Consider the following 26358-nt stretch of genomic DNA (forward strand, 5'->3'; position numbering starts at 1 on the left):
CATCAATACCGCGCTCGTGCAGCAGATCTTCGACATTCCGCAGCGACAAAGGGAAACGAACGTACATCATGACCGCAAAGCGGATAATTTCCGGGCTGCTATGAAAGTATTGGAATGGATCACACTTGGGCATGGCCAGAGGCTACGAAACCGCCCTGCCCGCCTCAACCAAATTCCTTCTGACAACACCTCTGCGAGGAAGTGCGGCACTTTAGATTATTGGCCCAGTTGAAGTAAATTTAGGTACGGAGCATTATCGGGATACTTCAGCCGACGTAAACGCCAGAGGATAAGGGCAATACGAAATCCAGTTAACCAGATGACAATTGACGAACTACTGGTCGATTAATCTCATTGTCCGAGCAAAACCTACCCAGCGAGCTTCAGCGCTGCTTTCGTTTGACCGAGATAATGCATCCGGAATGCTTCGGGTGCCGTGCTGGTACATCACGAGCCATCGCATCCACATTTCCAAGGTGTCGTAGTGCCCCGCTGTTCAGCAACACGCCGCGCCCGGCATCATACCGACGCTGTCCAAATCCGCTGGCAACGCATTCCCAGTCTTCCTTGTCTGCCGCGTTGCGGAACCTCGGCAGGTCGTGCGGGTCATGCCGTCCGGGTGTTGCTGCGACGTGATCGTGTTTCTTCGCATTGATTTGGTGGGTTAAATGATGGGACACTTGTGTTGTGCCAGGTTGTTGGACAGTACCGGTTGTCGGCCTCGGCTTTGGACGCATGATCGTCACGACGCCTTGTGGTTTCGGATGTCCTGGGACGGCCACGTGAGTTGCCGTAGGTTTTGGTGTCAACTGTGGAACCTGGCCAGGAACCGCCGTGGGAACCTGATTGGGGGTTCCTGTTGGCACAAGCGTTGGTGCAGCCGTAGTACCGCTGGGTTGCGGAACACGGCCGGGCACTGCGACCGGAATTTGGTTTGGTGCTGCAGTCGGGACGAGCGGTGGCACAGCAGTTTGACCGGTGGGCTGAGGCGGGACCTGACCAGGAACTGCGACTGGTATTTGGTTTGGTGTCGCGGTGGGCACAACTGGCGGCACCGCTGTTGGGCCGGTAGGTTGAGGCGGAACCTGGCCAGGGATAGCTATCGGAACTTGATTGGGAGTTGCAGTCGGAACTTGCGGCGGCACCGCGGTAGGCCCGGTAGCCAATGGCGGAACCTGATTTGGAACGGCTGTCGGAACCCGGTTTGGAGTCGCATTTGGAGTCAAAGGCGGAGCTAGGGTCGGCGCTACTACCGGCGTGGGAACCTGACCGGGAACCGCTATTGGTGTCGCGATAGGAACCTGACCGGGAATTGCGTTCGGAATCGCGCCCGGCGCAAGGACTGGAACAGTAACGGACGTGGGCGTTTGCTGCGTTCCCTTAGGCGGCAACTGATTTGCTACCGGCTGAGTTGGGCCGGTAATTTGATTACCTGTTACTTGCCCACCGGCCTGCCCGCAGCCTTGGCTTGACTGGTGAGGATTCCCTACGCCACGGCACCACCCGTAGTGATTTCCGCCGGCAACGACCTGTGTAGCGGCCAGTTCTGCAATCAAACAAGCTGTCGTAAGTAACGCAATTCTGTTCAGTTTCATAACATCCTCACCAACTTGTTGTCAGAGCAAGATACGCGCCTGGGTCGCCCGAGTCGGTCAGAGGACCGTCTCTCAAAGGGACGCCAACGTATCCGGATAGGAATAAGTTTCGCTTAAACTCGATGTCCAGCCCCAACCCGGTCGATGCCAGTGTAGCACTTCCCACTTCGAAACTGGCGGGATCATTATTCGAGATGTAACCAACGTCGAGAAAAGCGAAGGGCGTCAGACGATTTACGCTCTGCGAGCTTGGGAAATAGGAGTGAGATACTTCGAAGATTGCTGAAATCCCTGAGTCACCATCCACTTCGTCAAAGCGGTATCCACGCAACGCATAACGATCACCAAGGAAGTACTCTTCGACAGAGGGTAGCCGGTCTGATGTATACTGACCCCAGATCTCTGTCCGCCAAGCTGTGTTGGGCGATAAGCCCGGTAGGGGGCTTTCGTATCCAATGCCGCCCCTCAAATGCCAGAACGAAGAGTCCCCGTCATCAAAGCTTGCGTCGGTCGTGTCGTTGTCATTGTCACCAAATGACAGAGTTAACCCTGCTTCAAGCGCTTGCCCCTTTGGATAATTCTGGCCGTAAAGGTAAGTGAGGCCAACGACACTGGCGTCACTCGATAGTGGAACGCCTCCGCTGACTGAATCCGCTTCTGAAAGACGGTAGTCCAGCAGCAGGTATCCATATCGGGCTACATCGCGGATAACGGGGTAACCCAATGCGACGGTGAAGTTTTCCCCGTCGACATCAGTTCTTGCGAAATCGCCAGAGATATCACGCTTGGCGTTTACATTGCCGTAGAAGATCTCACCGTACAAACCATTACTGTTAAGAGGCGTGCGATAGGTAAGAGCGCCCCATAATGAGTGTTCATCGTCTTTGTTCCAATTGTAATTGCCTGAACCCTCAAATCGCAGCAAATCCCCAACGGTCAGCGTCGAATAAAATTCTTGTACGACATAGAAACTGAGCGCTTCTCCAAGCTCACGCGGAGGATTGTCTAGTGTCGCACTACCAGCTTGTTTGCGCAGAGGTTCTCCCAAGACTCTCAGCCGAGCACCAGCCTGATCCGGGTAATCAAGTTCGGTCGATACGTCCAAATCGGGTATGTCCTCGGCTAGCATAACCGCCCGCTCAAATCGTTTGAGAGTTATTGGATATGCGGTAGTGAGGGGGCGAAAGATCTTTTCTAAGCTTTGGAACGTGCGAGTATCTACGCCTTCAATTTCGATGGTTTGAATACGCCCTTCATCAACAACAATGCTCTGCCCATCGGGGCCAGGCCAGGCCTCAGCCAAAAAATAGCCGTCTTCTCGGTAGATCTGCGTGATCGTTGATGCGACCTCCACCGCTGTGATGCGGCCTGACCGATCAAAGGCCAACTGACCGGCAAAAGTTAACAACTCATCTGAATCATACACCGTTACGCCGCTGACGGAGTGCCGGGATGCGACGTCCCAGGTTTGGGCAATGCTACTTTTTGGAACTGATGCAGTTGCCACAAGAGTGCAAATGATCGCAGAAACAACCGAGCTGAGTACGCGCATTTTTGACAACCTTAAGGTGATTGACATGTTGAAGTCCAATGGTATTACGTGGTTCGCATGTGTGAACCTGACGCTATTCGAATATATTGATGGGTGATGTTTTTGAGAAACACAGCGAACAGAGCGCAGATTTACTTAATACGCCGCACATACGACGGCGCTCAATTACACAACCCCGCTATTTTAGCATCTAAAGTAGAGAGCTAGTAGGACAGTCCTCACAACTCCGGCTGCTCAAAAACATAAAGCCGCGATTTCTTGGCATCGTCTGTCAGAATATAGAGAAGCCCTCTCGTCTCATCGAGAGCGATCCCTTCGGGATGTTTAACTTCTTTTTGTTTTCCATCTACTGTGAACGTCAAACTGATAGACTTTACTGACTTGGATTCTGGATTGTAGACGAAGATCTGACGGCCTTTGTCACTCACAATCCAGAGAGAACGTGAGTACCGGGACCATGCCAAGCCACTCAAATCCAGTTCATCATCATCTACACGCTCGGAGATAAAACCTGCATCGCGGGCTAAAGGAATGATCTCAATAATTTCGTCTAGCTCTGGCGATAACACCATCAACAACCTTGGTTCTCCCTCAATGCCAACGAAGACCCGCCCGGAATCCGGGTCAACGGCGATGCCTTCGGGTCCCTTGTTCAAAGGGTTGCCGACGAGTAATTCAGCGGCGGTCGGGAAACCTTTAAGAGATGCGAGAGGTATTTTAGTCAGTTGAATGGGGTCAGTTGGGTGAACGACTAGGATTGATCGGTCAGTTTCTTGAAGCACCAAAACAGACCCATCTTTTCGAGATGCAACACCCTCCAAATCTGATCCTGCCAATGCTGGCAATTTGAAAGAGTTTGCTAATACCCCGTCGACTCCGAGTAGGTGCAGTTTAGGTTCGGCATCACTTACAGACCACAAGAAGCCTTCAGCGTTAGACATTGCCAAACCAGAAGGCTCTGAAAATCCCTCTGATTTGTCTGCCACCTTGAATTTATCGACCAGAACCAAACCAGCACTTTCGGCGCAGGCAAAATCGGTCCAAGGCATGAAGGCTGCCGCAACCAAGCTGGCCGCAAAAGCGAGTCGTCTAAGTTTGCAGAAACACCATGAAATTTGAGCTTTTGACGAAAACACTCTGTTTTCTGTCATTGAATTCTCTCGCGCTTGGACCACATCCCTGTGTCAGCGTTCGTATCACAGTCCGGATGCGATGTCCGAAGAATGCACTGTAATCTCTTTACCTGATCCCGCCTGTTGCGATTGAATTGAATGGGGCATGACGTGCCTTTGGCGAAGTGTAAGCCTTTGGCGTATGCAGGAAGGAAAACAAGTTGAATACGACCCTCACATTTGTGACCGTGTTGTTGATGCTGCTGTTGCCGGGTACTGCGGTGTCACAAGTCGACCCTGCGACGATGCTGGCCGGGGCTTCGGGATCGGAAATTGTTATCGAACGACGTTGGATACAGTTTCGGGGCAAACAGGAACTGTATTTTTTTACTCTCGACGTCATCGTAACGGTCATATTGACTGGACTGATCGTCTATCACCCTGTGAGGCGGAGAGCCCGCAGAAGTGTCAGCGACATCGTCATGCCGCGACTGTTCTTCCTGTACGCGCTTGTCGGTATGGCGGTTGGGTTTCTGGTCGTACAGCACGGATCAATGATCGGTTTTGTCATATTTGGAATCGGAGCCCTGTTGAGGTTCCGATCAAATATGGATGACCCGGTCGACACAGTGGAAATGATTATAGTGACCGTGCTTGGGCTCGCAGTAGGGTTGGGCTTGCCCTTGATGGCCACACTGGTGGCGGTTGTATGTTGGTGTTTCATTTGGCTCGGTGGGCGAAACAAGGGTGTTGAAATTTCGCTCAAGGCTTCAGACGAAGAGCATTCACTGAAAGTCAGCGGAGCTATCGAAGCCATGGCAGCAGACGCTGGTTGGAAGCTGCTCAGAAAACACCACGTTCCCGGCAAATCTCGCGTTTCTTTGCTTTTCATTACCTCGGGCGGACTTTCAGAAGCCCGGATCGAAGAGATGGTAAACGATCTGGTCCCTGAAAAAGTTGAGTTGAAACTCAACCTCTAGTCATTTCACAAGGTCTAAGCGCTTCAAAACCGCATTTGGGGATCTGATCTCTTTCGGGAGCGACTTGAAGTTTACCGACCTTTCGAAATCAGGCCCTCGATATACCGCTATCCCAAACTCTCCGTTCGGCTGGAACGTAACATGAGTGAAGCTGTGAGGTGATCTGGCGCTATCGCCAATAAGCCGCCGCGTGCCACCCCCCAAACAAGCTTGGGAAACATAGGCCACACCGTCTTTCCAGCCTGGGAAGAAGGCATGATGGTGGCCTGACAGATGCAGAACGACACCGCTTTCCAGATAGACTTTTTCAAGTGTTGGGTCACCGATGATTTCGCGTTCTCGCTGGATCGCGAAGGGCCAAAGTGGGAGGTGACTGAAAGTGACAACCGGATTTCCATTTGCACCTAGTTCCGCAAGTCGGTCCTGCTGATCACCGGATAACGGCCCTAAGGTCGTAGCATCCAAAGATGCAAACGTTACGCCCTGCATCTCAAACGCGTAGAAGAAAGGATAGTCATCTGAAACCAGGAAATCGACATCTGGCTTTCTTGGTGTCCATTCCTTCGCATAAATTCTTCTTTCACGCTCAAACGCGCGATAGGCAGATGCGTCGTGGTTTCCGGGCGTGACAGCAAATGGAATTCCGGCACCCGCTATCGGATCTGATACGGCCTCGTGAAACGCCTTCCACATCTCCCTGACCTGTTTGTCTGACAAGTTGGGAATGCGCTGTCCCGCGACCATGTCGCCCGTCGAAATCACCAGATCGGGATCAATCTCAATTATCCGCTCAATCGCTATGTCGACGCGGGGATCGTATTTTACCGAGCCATAGCTTCCGTTTAGATCCGATATGACGATTACATCCAACGCCGCCGCTTTACAGGCGAACATAGCGGTCCAAATGAACGCCGCAATAGGGGCAGAACGCTTACGAGTCATTACAGTCTAATGCCGCCACCTCGGTGTCGTTTCGCAAAAAGAATGCGACAGGGTTCAAGTCGAACATCAAATCACCACTAGAACAATTGTTCTGTAGGATGGACGTTGCCAACGCGGTGTTTTTCACAACTTGGGCAATCTGCCTATCTGACAACCCAAGGCTCTGCGACAACCAGTCATAAATAGCACCTTGCGTTTGAAGGTCACTGTTCAACGCAACCAAGCGACGGTACGTGCTTGGAGAGAAGTGCCGGATCTTCTCGAGCATTTGAGTAGATTTTGCGAAGTTGGCATACTCAACCCGCCCACCAGCATCGTTGTCGTTTAGATTGCTGCGGCGGATCAATATTGCGTTGGCCGGAACATCTCCATCGTTTGGTTGATGGTGCTTGGCTTTCTTATGCCTCAGTTCTCCGTCTTCGACCCAGTACCAGTAGGGCGTGAAATCAATGTTTCCAACACGGTCCTGCTGGCTGAAGATGAAGTCGAGCAGAACAATCTCGGTAAGTTCTTGCATCCAAAATGCCATCTGTTGGTCACTGACATCGGGACCGAGATCCTTGTTGATCTGCCGGTCTTTTCGGCCTTCTTTCACGCCATCTGCAATTGCCTCTGACAATGGTTTTGAAGAACGCAATGCCAAGAAGGCAGGAGTTTCCTGAAAATCGCGGTTTTGACCTTTCCCCCAACCAGATTTGCGGGTGCCGTTGATTTCCGAGCCGTATCGATGCCCAGGACTATCAACTAGTACACCGTATATTTGCGTTCGATCCGAGGTGAACAGATCATCGGTCGGTTGGTATGAGTTGGGGTCGGAATCCGCAGCTGCGAAGACCCGCCATCCTTCATGGTTCATGCGCCCGCCATGAGAGCCACCTGAAATCGCAAGACCGGGCTCTGCGACCTCGGAGAGATGCGCCTGAGCGTCCATGCTGCGCCAGACCGCCACCGGCACTTTCACCGTTGCATCGAAATACCTGGAGAAATGATAGTAAAGCAGAGACGAGGTGGAAAACGTTCCACTCGTGCCCTTTTGGTTCATGGTGGTTTTGAATTTGGCCACTCTGTCCTTGGCTAATGCTTTTGCCGACTTGCCCTCTTTGCAAGCGTTTCTCTCGAATTCAGAGCGATTCCCCACGTAGGGTCCTTCCGAAATATCGTAGACGGCCATTCCTGGGCTGGTACTCCAGGTTTTTGGACAAATAGCGATTTCGGAGGCATAGAAATCGATCTCGCAATAGGCCGTTTCTTCCTGAAGATCGCTTTTCTTATACTCGCCCGTAGGAATTTTTTCGATCCGAATGCAGCGTTCTGTAACGCCATTGGGGCTATCAAATGTCGCGACTTCACCTAGAACATCGTCGTTCGCCCACAAGACGGTGGGCGCGATGACAGCAAGTGCCCCTACAAGGTTGAGCTTCATCTGAATAGTCCTCCAGATCTCATTTGGGGCAAATCGCGGCCTGCTGTTCGGCGGAAATCTTCAATTTGGGGTCGACACTGAAATTGGCGAACTTTGCGTCAATCCAATGGTCACACCCGCCCGAACATGGGGCCCCGTTTCTGGCATCATTCCAATATTCCTTGGCCCTTTCTTCCGTCCAACCGCAAAACTGAACAAGCGCCATTGCCGACAATGCGCCTGAGGAATGAACGCCCCACATGCAGTGCACAAGGACAGGACCCTTTGCAGGGTCCTCAATCACCTCGTGTATGGCGGCCATGACGGTGCCGGGGCGGGACGATCTGGCGCTCTGATAGTCAAAGGATCCGTTTCCACAACTGGTTCGGCCGAATTCGGTGTTCTTGCCGAAATCCGCATAAAACCCGGCCGAAAACCCGTCATCGCACAGTGTTTCGCGCTGAGCGTCGCTCAAGCCCGTTCGACCCTTGTCGCCGCCCTTGAAGCCAGAGCGATACATAACTCCGCCTAGGACTGGGCGAAAGAAAGCTACGCCATCGACGCCTCCGTCGCTGCCCTTAGAGAGCATCTGGCTGTTGCTTGGGCCACCGTTTCGACTGGTGACGTCAGAATTCGCCGCGGTTGCCAGAACACCAATGAATATGAGGGACGTCAAAAACCGCATGCGTATTCCTTTCTGTTTTCAGCCAGCGATGCCCACGCTTTTCCTGCCGTCAGTCCCACCGAGAGGCGCGTTCAGGGAAGCCAAGTCAGGTCGGCGGTTGGCTTCCCGCCCTGAAGCTTTAAATCGGCCACACCAAATTGATGATAAAGACGACCACGAAGTAGGCCAGAAAAACTTTCCAGTTCAATTGGTGTTTGTTTTCTTCGTTTATCACGCCGGCCGATCTCAACGCCAGGTTTGTTATGATCCCGAATTTCCCGAAGGATCAAGACACTTGACTGCCATGACCCTGGTTGCCGCTCAATAGGATCGTGCTGTCTGTTTTCAGAGGTAAAAGACGGCCCAATGGCGCCTCAAGTGCATGGGGGTTGGTTCTGTCCGCCGCAAGCGTTAGCACCAATTTGCGCACCAGCAGCGGCTCCTACCAGAGTTGCAGCTGTTCTCCCACTGCCGGACCCGATTTGGTTCCCCACCGCCGCGCCAACAAGTGCTCCGGAGGCCGCGTTCACGCCTTGATTATTTGTGCAAGCGGCAAGACTTGCTCCACAAAAAATCAACACCACAGTTGCCCTAACAATTCCGTTCATAGGATTCTCCGTTTGCTACATGTGTCCCAACCATTCGTGCGCTCGGACAAATGGTTCTATCCGACATTCCCCAAGTGGCGTGCCGTCTGACGTAAGGATCGCGTGGATCCGACCGCTGGACAAGCGTTTTTCGCCCTGAACGGCGCCTGCGGTCGCGCAGGCTGCTGGAACAGGGCGGATCAGACCGCGAATGCGCCGTGATCTGGCTCGGCGGTTGTGTTTTTCGGCGCAGCGGCCAGACCTGTCCTGCCGCTTTCGTTCAGTTTGGACGTGGATCGCGGTCATGCACATGACGGAGGTGCTCGCAATCGGCGGATGGCGGCGAGGATGGCGCGGACCATCGGGCCGGTGACGGCCACCTCAGCCAGTTGGAAGGTGATGGCGCGGGCATGGCGGACGACACGCGCCCCGATCTTGATCAGCTTCAGTTGCAGGCTGGTCAACGACCAGTCCGCCATCGCCTCGGGCAGCTCGGTGCAGCGCAAGAAGGTGGCCAGGTTGTAGGCCAGAGCGTGCAGTTGCAGTCGCACCTCGTTGTCGCGAAACTTCCGGTATGACAGCCGCGTCCAGCGAAAGGCGTATTTGCCTTCCTTGATATGCTGCTCGGCCGTGCCGCGCTGGTTGTAGAACCGCACCACCCAGTCTGACGCCATCGGCATGCTGGTGACGATGAAGCCGACACGCGGGAACAACTCGCCCGGATGCCATTCGATCTTAGCGATCACCCGGCGTTCCTTGTCCCAGGACGCCGCCTGATAGTCGAAGTCCTCGAAGAACCGTTTGACCTTGTTCAGGGAAGGCCGCCCCACGGGCTGTTTCAGCCGATGCGCGATCTTCTCGCGCAGGACGTTGTTCGCAGGCAGCCGGATGGCGTAGAAGAACCGGGCTTCTTCCAGCCGCTCATAGATCGCCGGGATCGCGTAAGCGGCATCAGCCCGGAAGAACCGGCCGCCAAGGTCGCGCTCCGCGTAGCGGGCGATGACGGGGTCGAGAACCTCCCGCCAGCCATCGGCGCTGTGGACATTGCCATGGCGCAGGGCGCAACGCTCCAGCATGCCGAACTGGTTGAACAGGAAGTTGGGGTGATAGCAGGTGCAGTCGAAATGCCCGTTCCAGGCTGCGCCCTCCTGATCGCCATGGGTGGGACTGACCGAACTGTCCATGTCCAGCACGATGTACTTCAGACCATTGCGGCCATGAAACCGGTCGATCCATTGCCCGTTCAGGTCGGCCAGCGCCGCCCGGTTCTCGGGCAAGGCCAGCGTCTCGGTCTCGAACCGCCCCATCTGTGAGGCCGAGGCCGCTTGCGCATCGACCGCCCGGCCACCCACGACCTGACGCATGACCGGGTCAATGGCCAAGCGGTCGGCGTCATTCACATCCTCGTATCCGGCCAACCGCCCGAACACCGATTGCCGGAACAACCCGTCGAGACGATGGACTGTGTTTTTGCCGCGTCGCGTTTCGCGCAGCGCCGCTGCCGCCAGATCGGACAACCCGAGCGGGTGCTGTCAGACGAATTCGAACCAGTCTCAGTTTGCCGCGGAAACCGCGAACCTATCCGGAACAAAGCTGACGCCACTCGCTAAGAGCGGCGGCGCGGGTCAGCTTGAAGGTGTCTCGACTGGCTAGCGATCTTTCCTGGTTGAAGTGATTGTAGACGGAGGAATGGACGGAGGCGAATTTCTGTAGACTTCGCATGCGCCTGAAACGCTGCATCGCGCGTTCGCGTCGTCGAAACGGCAGGTGTGAATTCTCGGCGCGGTTGTTGAGCCACCTGCCCGTCTGTTGTTTTTCGAACGCGCCTATTTCTCTGAGCGCAGCCTTGTAGGAAGCGAAGCGATCTGTGACGACCTCCTTGGCGCAACCGTGCCGTTTCATCAATTTCCTGAGGAATTTTAGTGCTGCAGCCTTGTTTCGGCGCTTGGTGACAACTGCTTCCAGCACTTCACCTTCGTGATCTACTGCACGCCACAGATAATGTCGCTTGCCATTCACCTTTACGAAAACCTCGTCCACGTGCCACTTCCATTTCGAGAACGCGCGCAGCTGCTGCACACGCTTCCGTCGGATCTCAGCTGCAAACATTGGACCAAATCTGTTCCACCAATATCGGACGGTTTCGTGGCTCACGTCGATGCCTCGCTCGTGCAACAGATCTTCGACATTTCGAAGCGAGAGCGGGAAACGGATGTACAGCATCACCGCAAGGCGGATGACCTCGGGACTGGTTTTGAAGTACTTGAAAGAGGCAGGTTTGGTCATGGGCAAAAGCTACGCAACCGTCCTGCCTGCCTCAAGACAAGTTCTTCTGACAAGACCTGACCCGCGATGATTGTGCCCGAACCATCCAACAGGATCGGAGTGACAAAGCCAAACTGGGCCACCGATGCTTTCAGTTTGTCGACATTCTTGGCCGCGTGCACGCGGTTGTTGTTGGCGTAGGGCTTGATCTGGCTGATCTGGGATTGGATAACTTTTTCGGCCATCCAGATAGGCGTATTGGACGCCCGAACGTCGCTGTGTGTGTTTTTGGCAGGCATAACCGCCTCCTTTTGCGTGACGCCGCGCGGACGTCGAGATGGAGGGATCGCGCTGGAAAATCGGAGAGAGCACAAATCGCAACTCCCCGGACCAATCGATCCGAGACGTTGCTCCTTTGAATGCTCTCTGCGGAAACCTGTGTTTCCAATGAGTGCTGCCTGCGGGAGCAGTTTCCCGCCCTGATAGTCCGGGCGATTAGGTCGAATGTAGGTGCCATCAATACGAGACGCAACCCCCCCAAACTAAAAGTAACCAATTAAGATTGTTGACGAATAATCGGGGGTACGCCAGCAACGCCCTTCAAAACACACGTCTCAAGTAATCGCTTCAGAAAGAGCTGGACTGTTGCCGTCAACCACGCATCACTGAACCCACGCCCGAGCCATTCGGGCGCTCCTCGGTACCGGGGTTCGGCATCTAGCCAGCCCCAAATCAGAGGAGACAACACATGTCCAAGCGGAAGCAAACCAAAATTGACAAAGTGCAACACTTGTTGCGCCGCCCGAGCGGCGCCAGCCTTGAGGCGCTCTGCAAAGCAACGGGATGGCAGCCTCATTCGGTCCGAGCAGCTCTAAGCGGTCTGCGGAAAAAAGGCGTCACAATTGAACGGCGGACATCCGACAAACCAAATGGACCATCCACATATCATCTGGCGGCGGGAACTGGAGAAGCGTCATGACCAAGACGAGCGATGTCGCCGATCTCGCCGCCATGGGTCGATCGGATCTGGTCACGCTTTGGCAGCAACTGTTTGATCAACCCGCCCCCGCCATGCTCAGCCAACCCTTTCTGCGCCGCTTTATCGCCTTTGAGATGCAGTCCCGCCGTCATGGCAGGCTACCCCGCCAGGTCAAAGCCACGCTGGAAAAGGGCTCTGGGAAGAAACCCCGGCCTACATGCCCTGCCCTAAAACCCGGCGGGCGCCTGCTACGCGAGTGGAATAGTGTGACCCATGTAGTCGACGTTACAGAAGACGGCTTCACTTGGAACGGTCGGTCCTATCGCTCACTCTCGGCCATCGCCCGAGAGATTACCGGCGCGCATTGGTCAGGGCCGCGTTTCTTTGGGCTCACCGGCAAGGCGGCCAAATGAGCCCGCGCCGTAAAATCCGATGCGCCATCTACACGCGCAAGTCCTCAGAAGATGGTCTGGATCAGGACTTCAATTCGCTGGATGCGCAATATGAGGCCTGCGCGGCCTATGTCGCAAGCCAGCGACATGAAGGCTGGACCCTGTTGTCCGGGCGCTACGATGACGGTGGCCTGTCGGGCGGCACCCTAGAGCGACCCGCCCTTCAGCGCCTTCTTGAAGAGATCGATGCCGGGCGTATTGACATGGTGGTGGTCTACAAGATTGACCGGCTGACCCGGTCGCTTGCCGACTTCTCTAAGCTGGTCGACCGGCTGGAACAGGCAAACTGTTCTTTTGTGTCCGTCACGCAGGCCTTCAATACCTCATCTTCCATGGGCCGGTTAACGCTGAATGTGCTGTTGTCCTTTGCTCAGTTTGAACGGGAAGTCACCGCCGAACGTATTCGCGACAAGATTGCAGCGTCGAAGAAGAAGGGGCTTTGGATGGGTGGCAACCTGCCTCTGGGCTATGATCGCCACCCCGATCCGAAGGCAAGAACGCTGGTGGTGAATGAAGAGGAGGCCAGAACGGTCCGGCATCTCTTTGGGCTTTATGACGAGCTTGGTTGCCTGCGCAAAGTAGAAGAACGGGCAACGGCAGAAGACCTGCGGTCAAAACGGGTTGTTCGGACAGATGGCAGTGTGAAGGGGGATTGTCCGCTGTCACGGGGTCAAATCTATTACCTGCTGCGCAATCCTGTCTATCTCGGAAAAATCCGCCACAAGGATAAGATCTGGGACGGACAACATCCGGCGATCATCGATCAGGACATCTGGGACCGGGTGCAGGAAAAAATGCGACAGGCCTCCAACCGCTCGCGGGCACGCGGCGACTCCGATGCGCGCCAACACTCCACTGACCCCGGGGCCTGGCTCACCGGTCTGCTGTATGACGAAACTGGTGATCGGTTGACGCCGACCCACACCACGCGCAAAGGCCGACGGTTGCGCTACTATATCTCCAATCGACTGATCTCAGGCGGCAAGGATATCTCTGGCTGGCGACTGCCCGGCCCAGCGCTGGAAAACGCGGTCATTGATGTCATCGTCAGACATTTGCAAGACGCCGCCGCGGCGCACCAAGTACTGGCGCAGCCGGAGGCCGGGTCAGCCGAGGCAGTTCAGACTTCAGTTGCGGATTTAGTAACCCGGCTTCTAGGCCATGGCTGTCAGATCGGCGCTGCTCTTCTGGCCAAAGGCAAACTTGCACGAGGACAGATCGACCTCGAATTTAACCCCAAAACTCTGGCAAGCGCACTTGGCATCGCGGCCGATCATCTGCACCCGGATCTCACCCACGTCACCGCATCTTTCGATCTGTGCCGCCGCGGCGTCGAGGCCAAGGTCATCGCCGGAGACATGGCACCCCAACCTGATCCCCACCTCCGGTCCATGCTGATCCGCGCCCATGGCTGGGCCCGTGATCTGAAGGCCGGAGTTCAACTGATGGAGATTGCCCGCCGCGAAAGCGTCCCTGACGCCTTCATCCGCACCCGTGCTCAGCTCGCTTTTCTCTCACCAAAGATTCAAACGGCGATTCTCGACGGGAGCCAGCCGCCCGAACTCACACTCAAGCGTCTGGTCAGCGTGACCCACCCACTTGAATGGTCCGAACAGGAACGCCTGTTCGGCTTCTGACATCTCCAGCTCCTGCGTCCCTGATACAGACTTCGCCCTCCCTGATCCGGCGGAACAATTCCCTGTTCCACCTTTTAGGGAATTTGCAACATAAACCTCTGAGAAACATACAGTTCTGATAGAAGAAATGACGGAAGTCAGTCCCGGTTTGCGAATATTCCCTGTAAATTGCAGGTTATCAGGGAAATCCAGCCCAAAGCGACCCCGCTAAAATGCGACACTGAGACTCGCGCCTGAATTGTCCTCTGAATGTACGGTTTGCTTCGTCTCTGATTGAAAGCGCATGCGCCAACGCGCGGGAATTGCGTAACAATTCCGGATCAGAAAATACAACTGAAGTGAGACAGGTATGAGTGGCGGGGAGACAGGGATTCGAACCCTGGGGACGCTCTCACGCCCAACGGTTTTCAAGACCGCCGCATTCGACCACTCTGCCACCTCCCCGGCGCAGGCAGCGGTCTAAGGCCAAGACCCGGCCGTGGCAAGCAAAAAGAGGGATTTCTTGCCGAGCCCGGTTCCTCTGTCTTTTCTTGCCGATACACGCGGGCTATGATCCGCGCGATATGGCTGCGGCATACTGGCAACAGAACCAGAGGGCGGCAGCTAGGACGGGGTCCGACCCGGCCATACAGGCAAGGGAACGCAAAACATGGAAACTGCGACACAGACACGCGTTGGCCGGTGGACGGCGGCTGTTGCGATAATGGCTTTGGTGGCGTTGAGCGGTTGTGATGAGTCGCTGCTGGCTGGCGGCCAGGCAAGCAAGCCGAAGCCCGATGGACAGCCCAACGGCGGAGCAACCGAGCTTCTTCCGGACATAGCAGGCCCCTCGCAACGCGACGTCGAAGCACCGGACGTTTTTCAGGTGACCGAGGCCGGCCTGTGGGACGGACGCCCGTCACTGGGTGGCGTCTGGGTGGCCCACCCCAACGTAGTCCAACCCGAACGGGTCAAAATCACAAATACGGCCAATGACAAGTCGGTTACGGGCGCGTTGTTCCGGCGCGAACGGAATCTGCCCGGTCCGGCGCTGCAGGTGTCCTCGGCGGCAGCCGAGAAACTCGGGTTGCTGGCTGGCGCGCCGGCGCGCCTGACCGTGGTGGCTCTGCGCCGCGAGGTGGTCGAACCCCCGGCACCCGAAGCGGAACCGGCTGAAGATGTCGCCGCGGACGCCGCAGACAGCGCAACCAAGGACGAGACGCCCGACAAGACCGACTCGGAGGCGACTACTGCGCCGGAAGAAAAACCCGCAAAGCGGAAATGGTGGCAAAAGAAGAAACCCGACGAAACCGCCGCGACCGGTGCGGCAGCCGAAGTGGCGGCGGGCGCTGCGGCCGTTGCCGCGACGGCGCCCCAGCAGGCGCCCCCCGCCTCTGACGCGACCGCCACCCTAGCCGACCCCGTCGTGACCCCGCCGGCCGAGAAACCGGCCAAGCGAAAATGGTGGCAGAAAAAGCCCAAGGATGAAATCACGGAGACCCCGCTGGACCCGATTGCCGGCGCAGCTGCCGCGATCGAGGCCTCCGAAGCCACACCAGCCAGCACCGGCTCGGAATCGGCCAGTTCAAACCTGACAAAACCCTTTGTGCAGATCGGGACGTTCAGCGAAGAGGCAAATGCCAAAGCCGCCGCTGACAAGGTCAGCAAGAACGGCCTGTCGGCACAGGTTCAACAAGTAACTTCGGGCGACAAACAGGTCTGGCGGGTTCTCGTGGGTCCGGCTGCCACAAGGGCGGAACGCCGCGCAATCCTCGGCGACATGAAGGATCTCGGGTTCTCCGACGCCTTCATCGCCGCGAAATAGACAGGGAGGCCCAAAATGCCGACTTTGATTCGAACCCTCCTTCTTGCCATCGGCCTGATGCTGGCGGCGCTGCCCGCTCTGGCCTTCGACACCTCGGCGCGGGCGGCCTATGTGATGGACCAGACCACCGGGACGGTCCTGCTGGCCAAGAATGCCGACGAGCCGCTGCCGCCCGCGTCGATGTCCAAGCTGATGACGCTCTATGTGGCGTTCGAGGCGCTGCGCGACGGCCGCCTGACGTTGGATGAAAAGCTGCCGGTGTCGGAACACGCCATGAGCTATGGCGGGTCGACCATGTTCCTGAACACGCAGGACCGCGTCCGGGTCGAGGACCTGCTGCGGGGCATCATCGTGCTGTCGGGCAACGATGCCTGCGTCGTCATTGCCGAAGCGCTCAGCCCGGACGGAACAGAGGCGGGCTTTGCCCGCTACATGACCCAGCGCGCCACGCAACTTGGCATGACCAACTCGACCTTCGCCAACTCCAACGGCTGGCCCGCGGCCGGTCAAATGATGTCGGTCAAGGATCTGGCCATCCTGGCGGACCGCCTGATCACCGATTTCCCGGAATATTACCCGCTGTTCGCAGAGGAAACCTTTGAATTCGACGGGCGCGCACCGTCGAACGTCAATAACCGCAACCCGCTTCTCAAGCTCGACATCGGCGCTGACGGGCTGAAGACCGGCCACACGCAAGAGGCCGGCTATGGCCTTGTCGGATCGGCCCAGCAGGGCGACCGGCGAGTGATCTTCGTTCTGTCCGGGCTGGAAAGCACCGCCCGCCGCGCAGAGGAGGCCGAGGCCGTGGTTAACTGGTCGTTTCGAAATTTTGTCGAGAGGAAAGTTGCCACCGCCGAAACGCCGATAGCCCAGGCCAAGGTCTGGATGGGCGCCCAGAAGACCGTTGGCCTGGTGCCAGAGGACGACCTGACCCTGCTGTTCCCGGTGCTGGGCGACCAGAACGTTCCGGCAGAAGTGGTCTATCAGGGGCCGGTAAACGCCCCGATCCGGAAAGGCCAGCAACTGGCCGAACTGGTGGTCAAGCCCGAAGGCCTGCCCGAGATCCGTCGCCCTCTTTATGCGTCCCAGGACGTACCGCTGGGCGGATTCGTGGTGCGTCTGATGGCAGTTGGCGGCATCGTGCTGAAGGATGTTATCAATTCCCCGCTGGAGTCGATGTGAGCGGGCGCGGGCTTTTCCTGACCTTCGAAGGGATCGACGGATCGGGCAAATCCACCCAGGCACGTCTGCTGGCGGAAGCCCTGCGCGCCGCAGGCCATGACGTGGTGCTGACCCGCGAACCCGGCGGCTCACCCGGCGCCGAGGAGATCCGTCGGCTGGTGCTTGAGGGCGACCCCGACCGCTGGTCGGCGGAAACCGAGATCCTGCTGTTCACCGCCGCACGCCGCGACCATCTGGAGCGTACCATCGAGCCGGCCCTGGCGGCAGGCAAGATCGTGATCTGCGACCGGTTCGCGGACAGCACCCGGATGTATCAGGGCGTGTCGCGCGGCGATCTGCGCGCGCTGGTGGACAAGTTGCACGCCCTGATGATCCGGCGCGAACCCGATCTGACCCTGCTGATCGACATGGACCCAGACACCGGCCTGGCCCGGGCCAAGGGCCGGCAGGGCGCCGAAGAACGGTTCGAGGATTTCGGTCCCGACCTGCAACGCCGGATGCGCGGGGGCTTTCTGGATCTTGCCAAAGAGTTTCCGAACCGCTTCCGCGTCATAGACGGCAACCGCGACGTCGACAGCGTGGCCCGCGACGTGGCGGACATCGTGCATCAGACCTTGCGCCCCCTGCAACAGACATGACCGACGACATTCTTCCCCCGGATCAGGTGCCCGGCGCGCCGCACCCGCGTCAGACGCAACAACTGTTTGGTCAGGACGCGGCCGAACGCGAATTCCTGTCGGCGTTCGCCTCGGGGCGGCTGCATCACGGCTGGCTTCTGACCGGGCCGCGTGGCGTGGGAAAAGCGACGCTGGCCTGGCGCATCGCCCGCTTCCTTCTGGCGACCCCGGCCCCGCAGGAGGACGGGCTGTTCGAAGCCCCTCCGGCTCCCACATCTTTGGACATCGCGCCCGATCATCCGGTGGCCCATCGCATGCTGGCCGGGGCTGAACCCGGGCTTGCGGTCGTGACCCGCTCGGTGAACGAAAAGGACAAGATGCGCAACGAAATCGTGGTCGAGGATATCCGAAAGCTCGGCCGTTTTTTCGGGCTGTCCGCCGCCGATGGCGGGCGCCGTGTCGTGATCGTGGATACCGCCGACGACATGAACGCCAGTGCGGCGAACGCCCTGCTGAAGATGCTCGAAGAGCCGCCGGCCCGTACCACGCTGCTACTGGTTTCGCACCAGCCCTCGCGGCTGCTGCCGACAATCCGGTCGCGTTGCCGGACCCTGCGCCTGTCGCCGCTGTCGCCGTCGGACATGCAGGCGGCGCTGGCTCAGGCCGGTGCCGACCTGCCGCCCAACCCCGACCATCTGGCCGCCCTCGGGGCGGGCTCGGTCGGCGAGGCAGTCCGACTGCTGAACCTGGGCGGGCTGGACATTTATGCCGAAGTGATCGGCATTCTAGGCACCCTCCCCCGGCTGGACCGGCAACGCGCTCTGGCCTTGGCCGAGGCTGCCGCGCAGCGCGGAGCTGCGGACCGGTTCGACCTGCTGCTGAACCTGATCGACATCGCGCTGTCGCGCCTGGCCCTGACCGGCGCAACCGGCGCACCCCCCAGCCCCGAGGCCGCACCGAACGAGTCGGAAACGCTCCGGCGGCTGTCGAACTCGCCGCAGACGGCCCGCCGGTGGGCCGAGGTTGCCGCGGCCGTATCCGCAAGGGCCCGTCACGGTCAGGCGGTGAACCTTGACCCTGCCGCTCTGGTCCTAGATACGGTGTTCAAGATACAGGACTCCGCCGGCCCGAGCAGATGAACGACACCAGCCCCCCACCCGCGATCACCGACAGTCACTGCCACCTGGACTTTCCCGACTTCGAGGGCCAGTTGGACGAGATCATCACGCGCGCGCGACAGGCCGGCGTGACCCGCATGGTCACGATCTGCACCCGCCTACGCAACGAACCGGCCGTACGCGCCATCGCCGAGGCGCATGCCCCGGTGTTCTATGCCGCCGGCACCCACCCCATGAGTGCCGCCGAAGAGCCGATGGCCACTGTCGACGAGTTGGTCGCACTGGCCGCGCACCCGAAATTCGTGGGCATCGGCGAAACCGGGCTGGACTATCACTATACCGCGGACAGCGCCGAGGTTCAGAAAAAGTCGCTGCGCATCCATATCGAGGCCGCCCAGCGCACCGGGCTGCCGCTGATCATCCACGCCCGCGCAGCCGATTCCGACATGGCCGACATTCTGGGCGCCGAGTTTCGCAACGCGCCCTATTCCTGTGTGATGCATTGCTTTTCCTCCTCGGCCGAACTGGCCCAGGCGGCGCTGGATCTGGGGTTCTACCTGTCGATGTCGGGCATCGCGGCCTTTCCCAAAAGCCACAAACTGCGCGAAGTCTTCGCCGCCGCGCCCATTGATCGAATTCTGGTAGAAACCGACGCCCCCTATCTTGCCCCGCCGCCGCATCGCGGCAAACGCAACGAACCGGCTTTCACCGCCCACACCGCCCGCGTCGGCGCCGAACTGTTCGGGCTGGACTATGCCGAATTCGCGGCCCGCACCCAAGCCAATTTCGACCGCCTGTTCACCAAGGCCGCCGCCCACGAGGCTGCCGCATGACCACGCTGCGCTGCACGATCCTTGGTTGCGGCTCGTCCGGCGGGGTGCCGCGCCTGGGCGGACACTGGGGCGAATGCGATCCCGAAAACCCGCGCAACCGCCGCCGCCGTTGCTCGATGCTGGTCGAACGCGACGGCCCGGACGGCACGACCTCGGTGTTGATCGATACCTCGCCCGACATGCGCAGCCAACTGCTGGATACCGGCACCGGGCGGCTGGACGGTGTGGTCTATACCCACTCGCACGCCGACCATGTGCATGGCATCGACGATCTGCGCATGATTGTGTTCAACATGCGCAGCCGAGTCCGGGTCTGGGCCGACGGCGACACGCAAAACGCGCTGCTGGGGCGGTTCGGCTATGCCTTCATCCAGCCCGAGGGGTCGCCGTACCCGCCGATCCTCGACCTCAAGACCATCGATGGCCCGTTCGCGGTTGACGGACCCGGCGGGCCGATCCCGTTCCGGCCCTTCAAGGTCAACCATGGCTCGATCGACGCGCTGGGGTTCAGGATCGGTGATCTGGCCTATCTGCCGGACGTGGCCGAGATCTATGACGACGCCTGGCCCGAGTTGGAAGGCCTGGACTGCCTAGTGATCGACGCTCTGCGCCGCAGCCCGCATCCGACCCATGCCCATCTGGACAAGACCCTGGGCTGGATCGAACAGTTGCAGCCCAAGCGGGCTATCCTGACCAACATGCACATCGATCTGGACTATGCCACGGTCGACAGGGAAACCCCCGACCATGTAACCCCCGCCCATGACGGATTGATGATCGAACAGCCGTTGCCGGGCGCATGACCACCCCCGTCGCGACAGGCACGACGCATAACGAACCGAGGCGAACCGTGAGATGCTGCAAAGCCTGATCGACGTCATTTTACCAGTCTTCCTGGTCATCGGCGCCGGGTATGCTGCGACCCGCCTGGGCTATTTCAAGGAAAACCATGTCGACGGGTTGATGAAATTCACCCAAGGCTTTGCAATCCCGTGCCTGCTGTTTCTGGCCATCGCCCATCTGGACCTGAGCACCAGCTTCGACCCACGATTGCTGGGCAGCTTCTATTCGGCCGCGGGTCTGTGCTTTGTCGCGGGCATGCTGGGCGCCCGGTTCATCTTCGGGCGAGACTGGGAAGACTGCGTGGCGATCGGCTTTTGCTGCCTGTTCTCGAACTCGGTCCTGCTGGGCCTGCCGATCACCGAGCGCGCCTATGGCCCGAACAACCTGACCGGCAACTATGCCATCATCGCCTTCCATTCGCCGTTCTGCTACTGCGTCGGCATCTCGGTCATGGAGTTCATCCGCAATCGCGGCCAAGGCGGCCTGCGTATGGTCCGGTCCGTCCTGTCGGCGATGTTCAAGAACGCCCTCATCCTGGGCATCACGCTTGGGTTCATCGTGAACCTGACGGGTCTGGCCATCCCGGCGGTCGTGGACGAGGCCCTGGGGTTGATCACTCGCGCTGCCCTGCCCGGTGCGCTGTTCGCGCTGGGCGGCGTGCTGGTCATGTATCGCCCCGAGGGCGATCTGCGGACCATCGGCTATGTCTGCTGCGTGTCGCTGATCCTGCATCCCAGCCTCGTCTGGCTGTTCGGAACTGCGACCGCCCTGCCGCAGGACCTGTTCCGCTCGGGCGTTCTGAACGCGGCGATGGCGCCGGGGTTCAACGCCTATATTTTTGCCAACATCTATGGGCGCGCAAAACGCGTCGCCGCCTCGTCCGTGCTGATCGGAACCACGGCGTCGATCCTGACGGTCTGGATGTGGCTGGTGGTTTTGGGCTGAGGCCGGATTGACTTCGACGTCGCGCGCCGCACATAACCCCGAGCAAGACAGGAGACCGCAATGCTGAACGCCGTCATCGTCGCCCACGGGCAACCCTCGGATCCGGCTCCGGCCGAGGCGGCCTTGGCGCGGCTCGCCGACGAAATCGACCAGTTGACGGATCAGGTCCATGTAACCTCGGCCACGCTGGCCGCGCCGGGGGCGCTGGAGCAGGTTCTGGACGGCCTGACCGACGCAGTGGCGATCTATCCGCTGTTCATGGCGAAAGGCTGGTTCGTGACCAGCGCCCTGCCCAAACGTGTGGACGGCCGCGATGTGCGAATACTCGACCCGCTGGGAACCGACCCGGACTTGCCCCGGATCGTGGCCACGGCCCTGTCCGAGCAGTTGGACCAGCGCGGCTGGCGAGCGGCCGAGACGGACCTGGTGATCGCCGCACACGGGTCAGGCCGCAGCCGCAACCCGTCGGTTGTTGCCAACAGCTTTGCAGACAAACTGGCCGGTTTGATATCTTTCCAGTCGGTTCGAACGGGCTTTGTAGAAGAGGCGCCGTCGATATCCGAGGCTGCCCGCGGCACCCGCGAAACCGCACTGTGCCTACCGTTCTTTGCCTGTACGGGCGGACATGTTCTGGACGATGTGCCGACCGAGCTGGCTCGCGCGGGTTTCCGCGGGCTGCAATTGCCGGTCGTGGGTGAGCTGGGTGCCGTCAAACACCGCATTGCCACGGTCTTGGAGGCCGAGGTCACGCGGTGAAACCGGTCGCGCTCAGTGCCCGGCGTTTTCCTGCTCGCAATAGAAGCGGTGACAGCCCCGGCCGCTGCGCTTGGCCTCGTACAGGGCCATATCCGCTGCGTTGAGAATGTTGGCCGGCATCACCGACGGGATCTGCGCGCTGAGCGCGGTGCCGATACTTGCGGAAATAGCGCAGGTCTGGCCCTGATAGTCCATCGGCTGTTGAAGCCGTGAAATAAGCCGTTCCGCGATGCGCTGCAGGACGTCTCGGTCAGACAGACCACGAAAGATCAGTACGAACTCGTCCCCGCCTATGCGGGCCACCGTATCGTCGTTGCGGGTTTCTTCCAACATGATGCGCGCGGCTTCGCTCAGTACATGGTCGCCGGCCGCATGCCCCAGTTCGTCATTCACGGCCTTGAAGAAATCGAGGTCCAGGTGCATCAGCGCAAAAGTCGCCTTGCTGGACACGAGATGTTCAAGAATGTGGTCCATTGCCCGTCGGTTTTTGAGACCGGTCAACGTGTCGGTATAGGCCTGCTCCTCCGCCGCCAGCATTGCGCCTTGCAACCGCAGGTTCAGAGACCGTGACGCCTCCATAGCGGCCGATTTTGCCTCGACCAGGTAGAGCAGTTCGATCGCCAGATCGGTGCCCGAAAAGTCCGAACTTGTCAGCGCATAGTCGCGGACCGCGTCCAGGATCGAGATTCCGAATGACAGGTTGATGACCGCCCCGCCTGTCGGCAACGGCGAGACAAGGCCCTTGAGCGCCGTTCGCGGCTCGTCGCGAAATTTCACCGAAAGTTTCACACCTTCGCTTGCCATCAGGTCGCGGAACGACGTGATGGACCGGGGGCGAACCAGATCGAAAACGTCAAGGAAAGCGCGCCCCGGCATCGGCCGGTCAAAACGCAGCTTTTGCAGGGTCGGCCCAGCCTGGCGGATGGTTCCGTCGCCACCCAGCAGGACGAACATAGGGCACAGGGTTCCCAACAACACCCCCAGTTGATCGTGATCCAACATCAGCTTGGTGCCCCCAGATCGAAATTTCGGCCCTCGGCGAATGCGCTTTCGACAAGGGTCATGGAAATGATGTCGATTCCCTTTTCATTCGTGCCAGTGCGCGTCAGAAACACCAGCGCGCCGTAGTCATCGGCCATCGCCCTTAAAAGGCCGGTCAGGACGCAGGAATAGCCGTCCAGCCCGGGCTGACAGTGCAGTTCGAACTCGTTGGGCGAACACTCGATCAATTCCAGAGCGGGCAGCGTCAGATCGGCCACCGCCAGGCGCACCCGATCCGACAGATCGTCCAGCGAGTGCAGGAATTCCACATAGGTGACGCCGCCAAACCGCAACAGACGCCGCAACCCCTCCATGTTGGGGTGAGACACGAGATAGGTGCCCAGATCCTCGAGAAATTCATCACGCGCGCGCTTCAATTCGGCGCACAGCGCATCGAGCAGGCGATAGGACTTGCCGCGGTCATAGACCAGCATGGCCTCGAACTCGACGAAGCCAAGCTCGGCCACCGCGGTGGCACGCAGCCAGCACTCGCGCCCGTAGGTCGCACAGACAAACGACTGAATGGCCTTGTTTATCAATCCGTGCATCAACAGCCTCAGACTTGGAATGAGTCCGATCACAGCCCAAAAATCTTAACAAAGGTCGAATCCGCGCGGCCAAGTTTCTGCAAATGCAGAATAATCTCAACCTGATACGAATGCAGAGTGTTCAGAAATCCGTCGGCGCCCCGCCCTCGGCTTTGCGTCGGGCCACGAAATCGGCCAGTTCCTCGCGGATGGCCGCATCCATGGGGGGCGCCTCGAAACTGCCGATGATCTCCTTGAACAGCAGGTGCGCGCGCTCGGCGGTCCAGATGCCGCCGGCGGCCTCCCAGCCTTCATAGTTCTTCCAGTCACTCAGGAACGGCTGATAGAAGGCCGTGGTATAGCGGTCCTGCGTGTGCTGGATGCCAAAGAAGTGACCATCGTTGCCGACCGACCGGATCGCATCCAGTGCGATTTCATCCGGGCCCGTGGCGCACAGTTCGGGCTGCATGTAGCGCTGGATCTGCTGCAGGATCTCGCAATCCATGATGAACTTTTCGGGGCTGGCGATCAGTCCGCCCTCCAGCCAGCCGGCGGCGTGATAGACCATGTTGGTCCCCGACTGAACCGCTGCCCAAAGAGAATTGGAGGTCTCCCAGATCGCCTGCCCGTCCGGTACGTTGGCGGCGCACACCCCCGAAGACCGCAGAGGCAGCCCATAGAACCGCGCCATCTGTCCAGTCATCTGTGTCGCGCGCATGTATTCCGGTGTTCCGAAGGCCGGTGCCCCGGACTTCATGTCGACATTCGACGTGAAGGTGCCGATCACGCAAGGAATGCCGGGGCGAACATACTGGAACAGGGCGATCGCGCTGAGTGCCTCGGCCACCGACTGCGCCACCGCACCGGTCAGCGTGACCGGCGCCATTGCCCCGGCCAGCGTGAACGGCGTCACCACGATCGCCTGCCCCCGTCGCGCCAGCCGCAGGCAGCCGTCGATCATCGGGTGGTCATGTTTCAGGGGCGAGGTCGAGTTGATATTGGTGTACATCCGGGGCGTCGCCTCGAACGCCTCGTGGCTGAGGCCGCCGGCGATACGGACCATCTCCATCACGTCCTCGACCCGCTCCTTGCCCAGAGAATAGGCGTGCATGGCCTTGTCGGTCAGTGTCAGCTTGTCGTACAGCACGTCCAGGTGTCGCACACTGGCGTGGATGTCCACTGGCTCGACCGGATAGCCGCCTGCGAAGTGGATGCAGTTGAAATACTGCGTCAGCTTCAACAGGTTTCGGCACATCTCGCGATTGCCGGGCACCTTCTTGCCGATTTCCATGTCCCAGTAGTTGGGCGGCGAGGAGACGTTTCCGAAGAGCAGCCGTTTGCCGCCGATCTCGATCGTGTGGTCCGGGTTGCGTGGCGTGATGGTGAAGGTGGACGGCGCCTTGCCGACCATCTCCATCACAAAGTCGCGGCCCATCCGCACGATATCGCCATCGACCGCGCAACCGGCCTGACGAAAGATCGCGATGGCCTCTTCGTTCAGAAACTGGATCCCGATTTCCTCGAGAATGCGCATCGCGCCGTCATGGATGGCTTCGACTCCCTCGGGCGGCAGCGGTTCAGTAGGGTGGTCTATATTGATCGGCGGGTTCCACGGCATCTGGTCGATGACGGCGACGCCCCTGCGGGCGGCGGCACCTGCGCGCCCGCCGCTGCGGCGCCTCTGAGTCCTGGTGTCGGCCATGTGGTCCTCCGGCGATGGCTTTTCTCAAGCAAGCCCCGAAGTCGGCCGTTGGGCCGCTCTGTCTGCGACAGAGATGGTCGGTTTCAAATCATGAAACGCCGATTTTTTTTGGCGCCCGTTCCGGTCAAATCCCCAGCCAGGCCGGAATATGCCCAATATCCGGCAGAACCACATCGGCCAGAGGCGCCAGGTCCTGCGCCGAGGCCATGCCCGTCAGCACACCGATCGTCGTCATGCCGGCTGCCCGACCGGCCTGCATGTCGTGCAGGCTGTCACCAACCATGGCGGTCTGCGACGGCGCAACGCCGATATGTTCGGCAAAGGCCAGCAACTGGCCCGGAGCGGGCTTGAAGCCGTAGCCGCTGTCATAGCCCGCAACGAAATCGAACAGATGACTGACCCCGACCGAAGCCAAGTGTTCCCGTGCAGGCATCTCGCCGTCATTCGTGGCAACGCCCAGCCTTTTGCCGGCCTGTTTCAGACCGCGCAGAAACGGGGCCAGGGCAACCGCCTCGACCTGCGTCGCGCATGCGGATTCGGCATTGAGCATCTCGATCAGACCGGCCCGCGACCATTCGGGCAGTTGCGAGGCCAGTACATCCACGATCTCATCGATCGTACCCGCGACCACGATGCTGTCGGACGCGTAGGTACCGCGCACCGGATCAAATCCGATCGCCTCGCCCAACCGCGCGGCGCGCGCGTCGTCGCCGCCGCCCAGCCGCCGCAGAACAGCCGCGCCGAACGCGCCCCAAGTGGCCGCAAAGTCGAACAGAGTTCCGTCTTTGTCGAACACCAGGGCTTCGATCTGCATGTCGTTTTC

The 26358-nt window shown here is 59.0% G+C and carries 24 protein-coding genes, 1 tRNA gene and 2 pseudogenes; 12 read left to right on the forward strand and 15 right to left on the reverse strand.

What is annotated here, in order from left to right:
* The 3 genes and pseudogenes from AC2FNS_RS06820 to AC2FNS_RS06830 all read right to left on the reverse strand — a co-directional run.
* A pseudogene (locus AC2FNS_RS06820) lies at positions 1–133 on the reverse strand (IS6 family transposase); the annotation flags it as partial.
* A 1469-nt stretch (positions 134–1602) separates the two neighbouring features.
* The gene (locus AC2FNS_RS06825) at positions 1603–3147 is read right to left on the reverse strand and encodes a ShlB/FhaC/HecB family hemolysin secretion/activation protein (protein WP_496712535.1); all 1545 of its coding nucleotides are present in this window, start codon (positions 3145–3147) and stop codon (positions 1603–1605) included.
* 218 nt (positions 3148–3365) lie between these two features.
* Positions 3366–4298: an SdiA-regulated domain-containing protein gene (locus AC2FNS_RS06830; RefSeq protein WP_496682732.1), complete on the reverse strand. Its 933-nt coding sequence runs from the start codon at positions 4296–4298 to the stop codon at positions 3366–3368.
* 182 nt (positions 4299–4480) lie between these two features.
* Here AC2FNS_RS06830 and AC2FNS_RS06835 point away from each other — a divergent pair, with 182 nt between their 5' ends.
* Positions 4481–5239, forward strand: coding sequence for a hypothetical protein (locus AC2FNS_RS06835; protein ID WP_496712536.1), 759 nt, complete (start codon positions 4481–4483; stop codon positions 5237–5239).
* Here the strand turns inward: AC2FNS_RS06835 and AC2FNS_RS06840 are convergent, their stop codons facing one another.
* The 7 genes and pseudogenes from AC2FNS_RS06840 to AC2FNS_RS06870 form a co-directional block, all read right to left on the reverse strand.
* Positions 5240–6181, reverse strand: coding sequence for a metallophosphoesterase family protein (locus AC2FNS_RS06840; RefSeq protein ID WP_496712537.1), 942 nt, complete (start codon positions 6179–6181; stop codon positions 5240–5242).
* The gene (locus AC2FNS_RS06845; protein WP_496712539.1) at positions 6171–7604 is read right to left on the reverse strand and encodes a hypothetical protein; all 1434 of its coding nucleotides are present in this window, start codon (positions 7602–7604) and stop codon (positions 6171–6173) included. The genes AC2FNS_RS06840 and AC2FNS_RS06845 overlap by 11 nt, the downstream gene beginning before the upstream one ends.
* A gap of 19 nt (positions 7605–7623) precedes the next feature.
* Positions 7624–8268: a protein-tyrosine phosphatase family protein gene (locus tag AC2FNS_RS06850; RefSeq protein ID WP_496712540.1), complete on the reverse strand. Its 645-nt coding sequence runs from the start codon at positions 8266–8268 to the stop codon at positions 7624–7626.
* A 353-nt stretch (positions 8269–8621) separates the two neighbouring features.
* A complete protein-coding gene (locus tag AC2FNS_RS06855; protein WP_496712542.1) occupies positions 8622–8855 on the reverse strand; it encodes a glycine zipper 2TM domain-containing protein in 234 nt (77 codons plus the stop codon).
* A 281-nt stretch (positions 8856–9136) separates the two neighbouring features.
* Positions 9137–10357, reverse strand: a pseudogene (locus tag AC2FNS_RS06860) (IS1380 family transposase); the annotation flags it as partial.
* A 55-nt stretch (positions 10358–10412) separates the two neighbouring features.
* On the reverse strand, positions 10413–11120 hold the full coding sequence (locus AC2FNS_RS06865) for an IS6 family transposase (protein WP_010442732.1): 708 nt from the start codon (positions 11118–11120) through the stop codon (positions 10413–10415).
* Positions 11117–11398: a ParB N-terminal domain-containing protein gene (locus tag AC2FNS_RS06870; RefSeq protein ID WP_496803803.1), complete on the reverse strand. Its 282-nt coding sequence runs from the start codon at positions 11396–11398 to the stop codon at positions 11117–11119. Before AC2FNS_RS06870 ends, AC2FNS_RS06865 begins: the two co-directional genes overlap by 4 nt.
* A 449-nt stretch (positions 11399–11847) precedes the next feature.
* On the opposite strand from AC2FNS_RS06870, the gene AC2FNS_RS06875 reads away from it, so the two are divergent.
* Genes AC2FNS_RS06875 through AC2FNS_RS06885 form a run of 3 tightly spaced genes read left to right on the forward strand, consistent with a single transcriptional unit; the run spans position 11848 to position 14167 of the window.
* Positions 11848–12078 (forward strand): DUF3489 domain-containing protein, encoded by a 231-nt coding sequence (locus AC2FNS_RS06875; protein WP_093964945.1) that lies wholly within the window; start codon positions 11848–11850, stop codon positions 12076–12078.
* On the forward strand, positions 12075–12491 hold the full coding sequence (locus tag AC2FNS_RS06880) for a DUF2924 domain-containing protein (protein ID WP_093964944.1): 417 nt from the start codon (positions 12075–12077) through the stop codon (positions 12489–12491). Before AC2FNS_RS06875 ends, AC2FNS_RS06880 begins: the two co-directional genes overlap by 4 nt.
* A complete protein-coding gene (locus AC2FNS_RS06885) occupies positions 12488–14167 on the forward strand; it encodes a recombinase family protein (RefSeq protein ID WP_093964943.1) in 1680 nt (559 codons plus the stop codon). Before AC2FNS_RS06880 ends, AC2FNS_RS06885 begins: the two co-directional genes overlap by 4 nt.
* A 354-nt stretch (positions 14168–14521) precedes the next feature.
* Here AC2FNS_RS06885 and AC2FNS_RS06890 read toward each other — a convergent pair.
* Positions 14522–14611 (reverse strand) — tRNA-Ser (locus AC2FNS_RS06890).
* A 205-nt stretch (positions 14612–14816) separates the two neighbouring features.
* Between AC2FNS_RS06890 and AC2FNS_RS06895 the strand changes: the two genes are divergently transcribed.
* Genes AC2FNS_RS06895 through AC2FNS_RS06930 form a run of 8 tightly spaced genes read left to right on the forward strand, consistent with a single transcriptional unit; the run spans position 14817 to position 22265 of the window.
* On the forward strand, positions 14817–15971 hold the full coding sequence (locus AC2FNS_RS06895) for an SPOR domain-containing protein (RefSeq protein WP_496727688.1): 1155 nt from the start codon (positions 14817–14819) through the stop codon (positions 15969–15971).
* Between the two features lie 15 nt (positions 15972–15986).
* Complete coding sequence (locus tag AC2FNS_RS06900) at positions 15987–17153, forward strand: D-alanyl-D-alanine carboxypeptidase family protein (RefSeq protein ID WP_496712549.1); 1167 nt, start codon at positions 15987–15989, stop codon at positions 17151–17153.
* The gene (gene tmk, locus AC2FNS_RS06905) at positions 17150–17791 is read left to right on the forward strand and encodes a dTMP kinase (RefSeq protein ID WP_496712551.1); all 642 of its coding nucleotides are present in this window, start codon (positions 17150–17152) and stop codon (positions 17789–17791) included. The genes AC2FNS_RS06900 and tmk overlap by 4 nt, the downstream gene beginning before the upstream one ends.
* Positions 17788–18909, forward strand: a complete 1122-nt coding sequence (locus AC2FNS_RS06910) for a DNA polymerase III subunit delta' (protein ID WP_496712552.1) — start codon at positions 17788–17790, stop codon at positions 18907–18909. Before tmk ends, AC2FNS_RS06910 begins: the two co-directional genes overlap by 4 nt.
* Positions 18906–19721: a TatD family hydrolase gene (locus AC2FNS_RS06915; RefSeq protein WP_496797507.1), complete on the forward strand. Its 816-nt coding sequence runs from the start codon at positions 18906–18908 to the stop codon at positions 19719–19721. The genes AC2FNS_RS06910 and AC2FNS_RS06915 overlap by 4 nt, the downstream gene beginning before the upstream one ends.
* A complete protein-coding gene (locus AC2FNS_RS06920) occupies positions 19718–20524 on the forward strand; it encodes an MBL fold metallo-hydrolase (RefSeq protein WP_496797506.1) in 807 nt (268 codons plus the stop codon). The genes AC2FNS_RS06915 and AC2FNS_RS06920 overlap by 4 nt, the downstream gene beginning before the upstream one ends.
* Before the next feature lie 52 nt (positions 20525–20576).
* Positions 20577–21509 (forward strand): AEC family transporter, encoded by a 933-nt coding sequence (locus tag AC2FNS_RS06925; RefSeq protein ID WP_496712556.1) that lies wholly within the window; start codon positions 20577–20579, stop codon positions 21507–21509.
* Positions 21510–21569: 60 nt separating this feature from the next.
* Positions 21570–22265, forward strand: coding sequence for a CbiX/SirB N-terminal domain-containing protein (locus tag AC2FNS_RS06930; RefSeq protein WP_496712557.1), 696 nt, complete (start codon positions 21570–21572; stop codon positions 22263–22265).
* A gap of 12 nt (positions 22266–22277) precedes the next feature.
* Here the strand turns inward: AC2FNS_RS06930 and AC2FNS_RS06935 are convergent, their stop codons facing one another.
* The 4 genes from AC2FNS_RS06935 to AC2FNS_RS06950 form a co-directional block, all read right to left on the reverse strand.
* Positions 22278–23267: a diguanylate cyclase domain-containing protein gene (locus AC2FNS_RS06935; protein ID WP_496712558.1), complete on the reverse strand. Its 990-nt coding sequence runs from the start codon at positions 23265–23267 to the stop codon at positions 22278–22280.
* On the reverse strand, positions 23267–23854 hold the full coding sequence (locus tag AC2FNS_RS06940; protein WP_496682769.1) for a heme NO-binding domain-containing protein: 588 nt from the start codon (positions 23852–23854) through the stop codon (positions 23267–23269). The genes AC2FNS_RS06935 and AC2FNS_RS06940 overlap by 1 nt, the downstream gene beginning before the upstream one ends.
* Positions 23855–23975: 121 nt before the next feature.
* Positions 23976–25535 carry a trimethylamine methyltransferase family protein gene (locus AC2FNS_RS06945; RefSeq protein WP_496712560.1) on the reverse strand — a complete coding sequence of 520 codons (1560 nt, stop codon included), beginning with the start codon at positions 25533–25535 and terminating at the stop codon, positions 23976–23978.
* A gap of 124 nt (positions 25536–25659) precedes the next feature.
* Positions 25660–26349 carry an HAD family hydrolase gene (locus AC2FNS_RS06950; RefSeq protein ID WP_496682775.1) on the reverse strand — a complete coding sequence of 230 codons (690 nt, stop codon included), beginning with the start codon at positions 26347–26349 and terminating at the stop codon, positions 25660–25662.
* Positions 26350–26358 lie beyond the last annotated feature (9 nt).

The organism is Ruegeria sp. BHSA191, assembly GCF_059613325.1.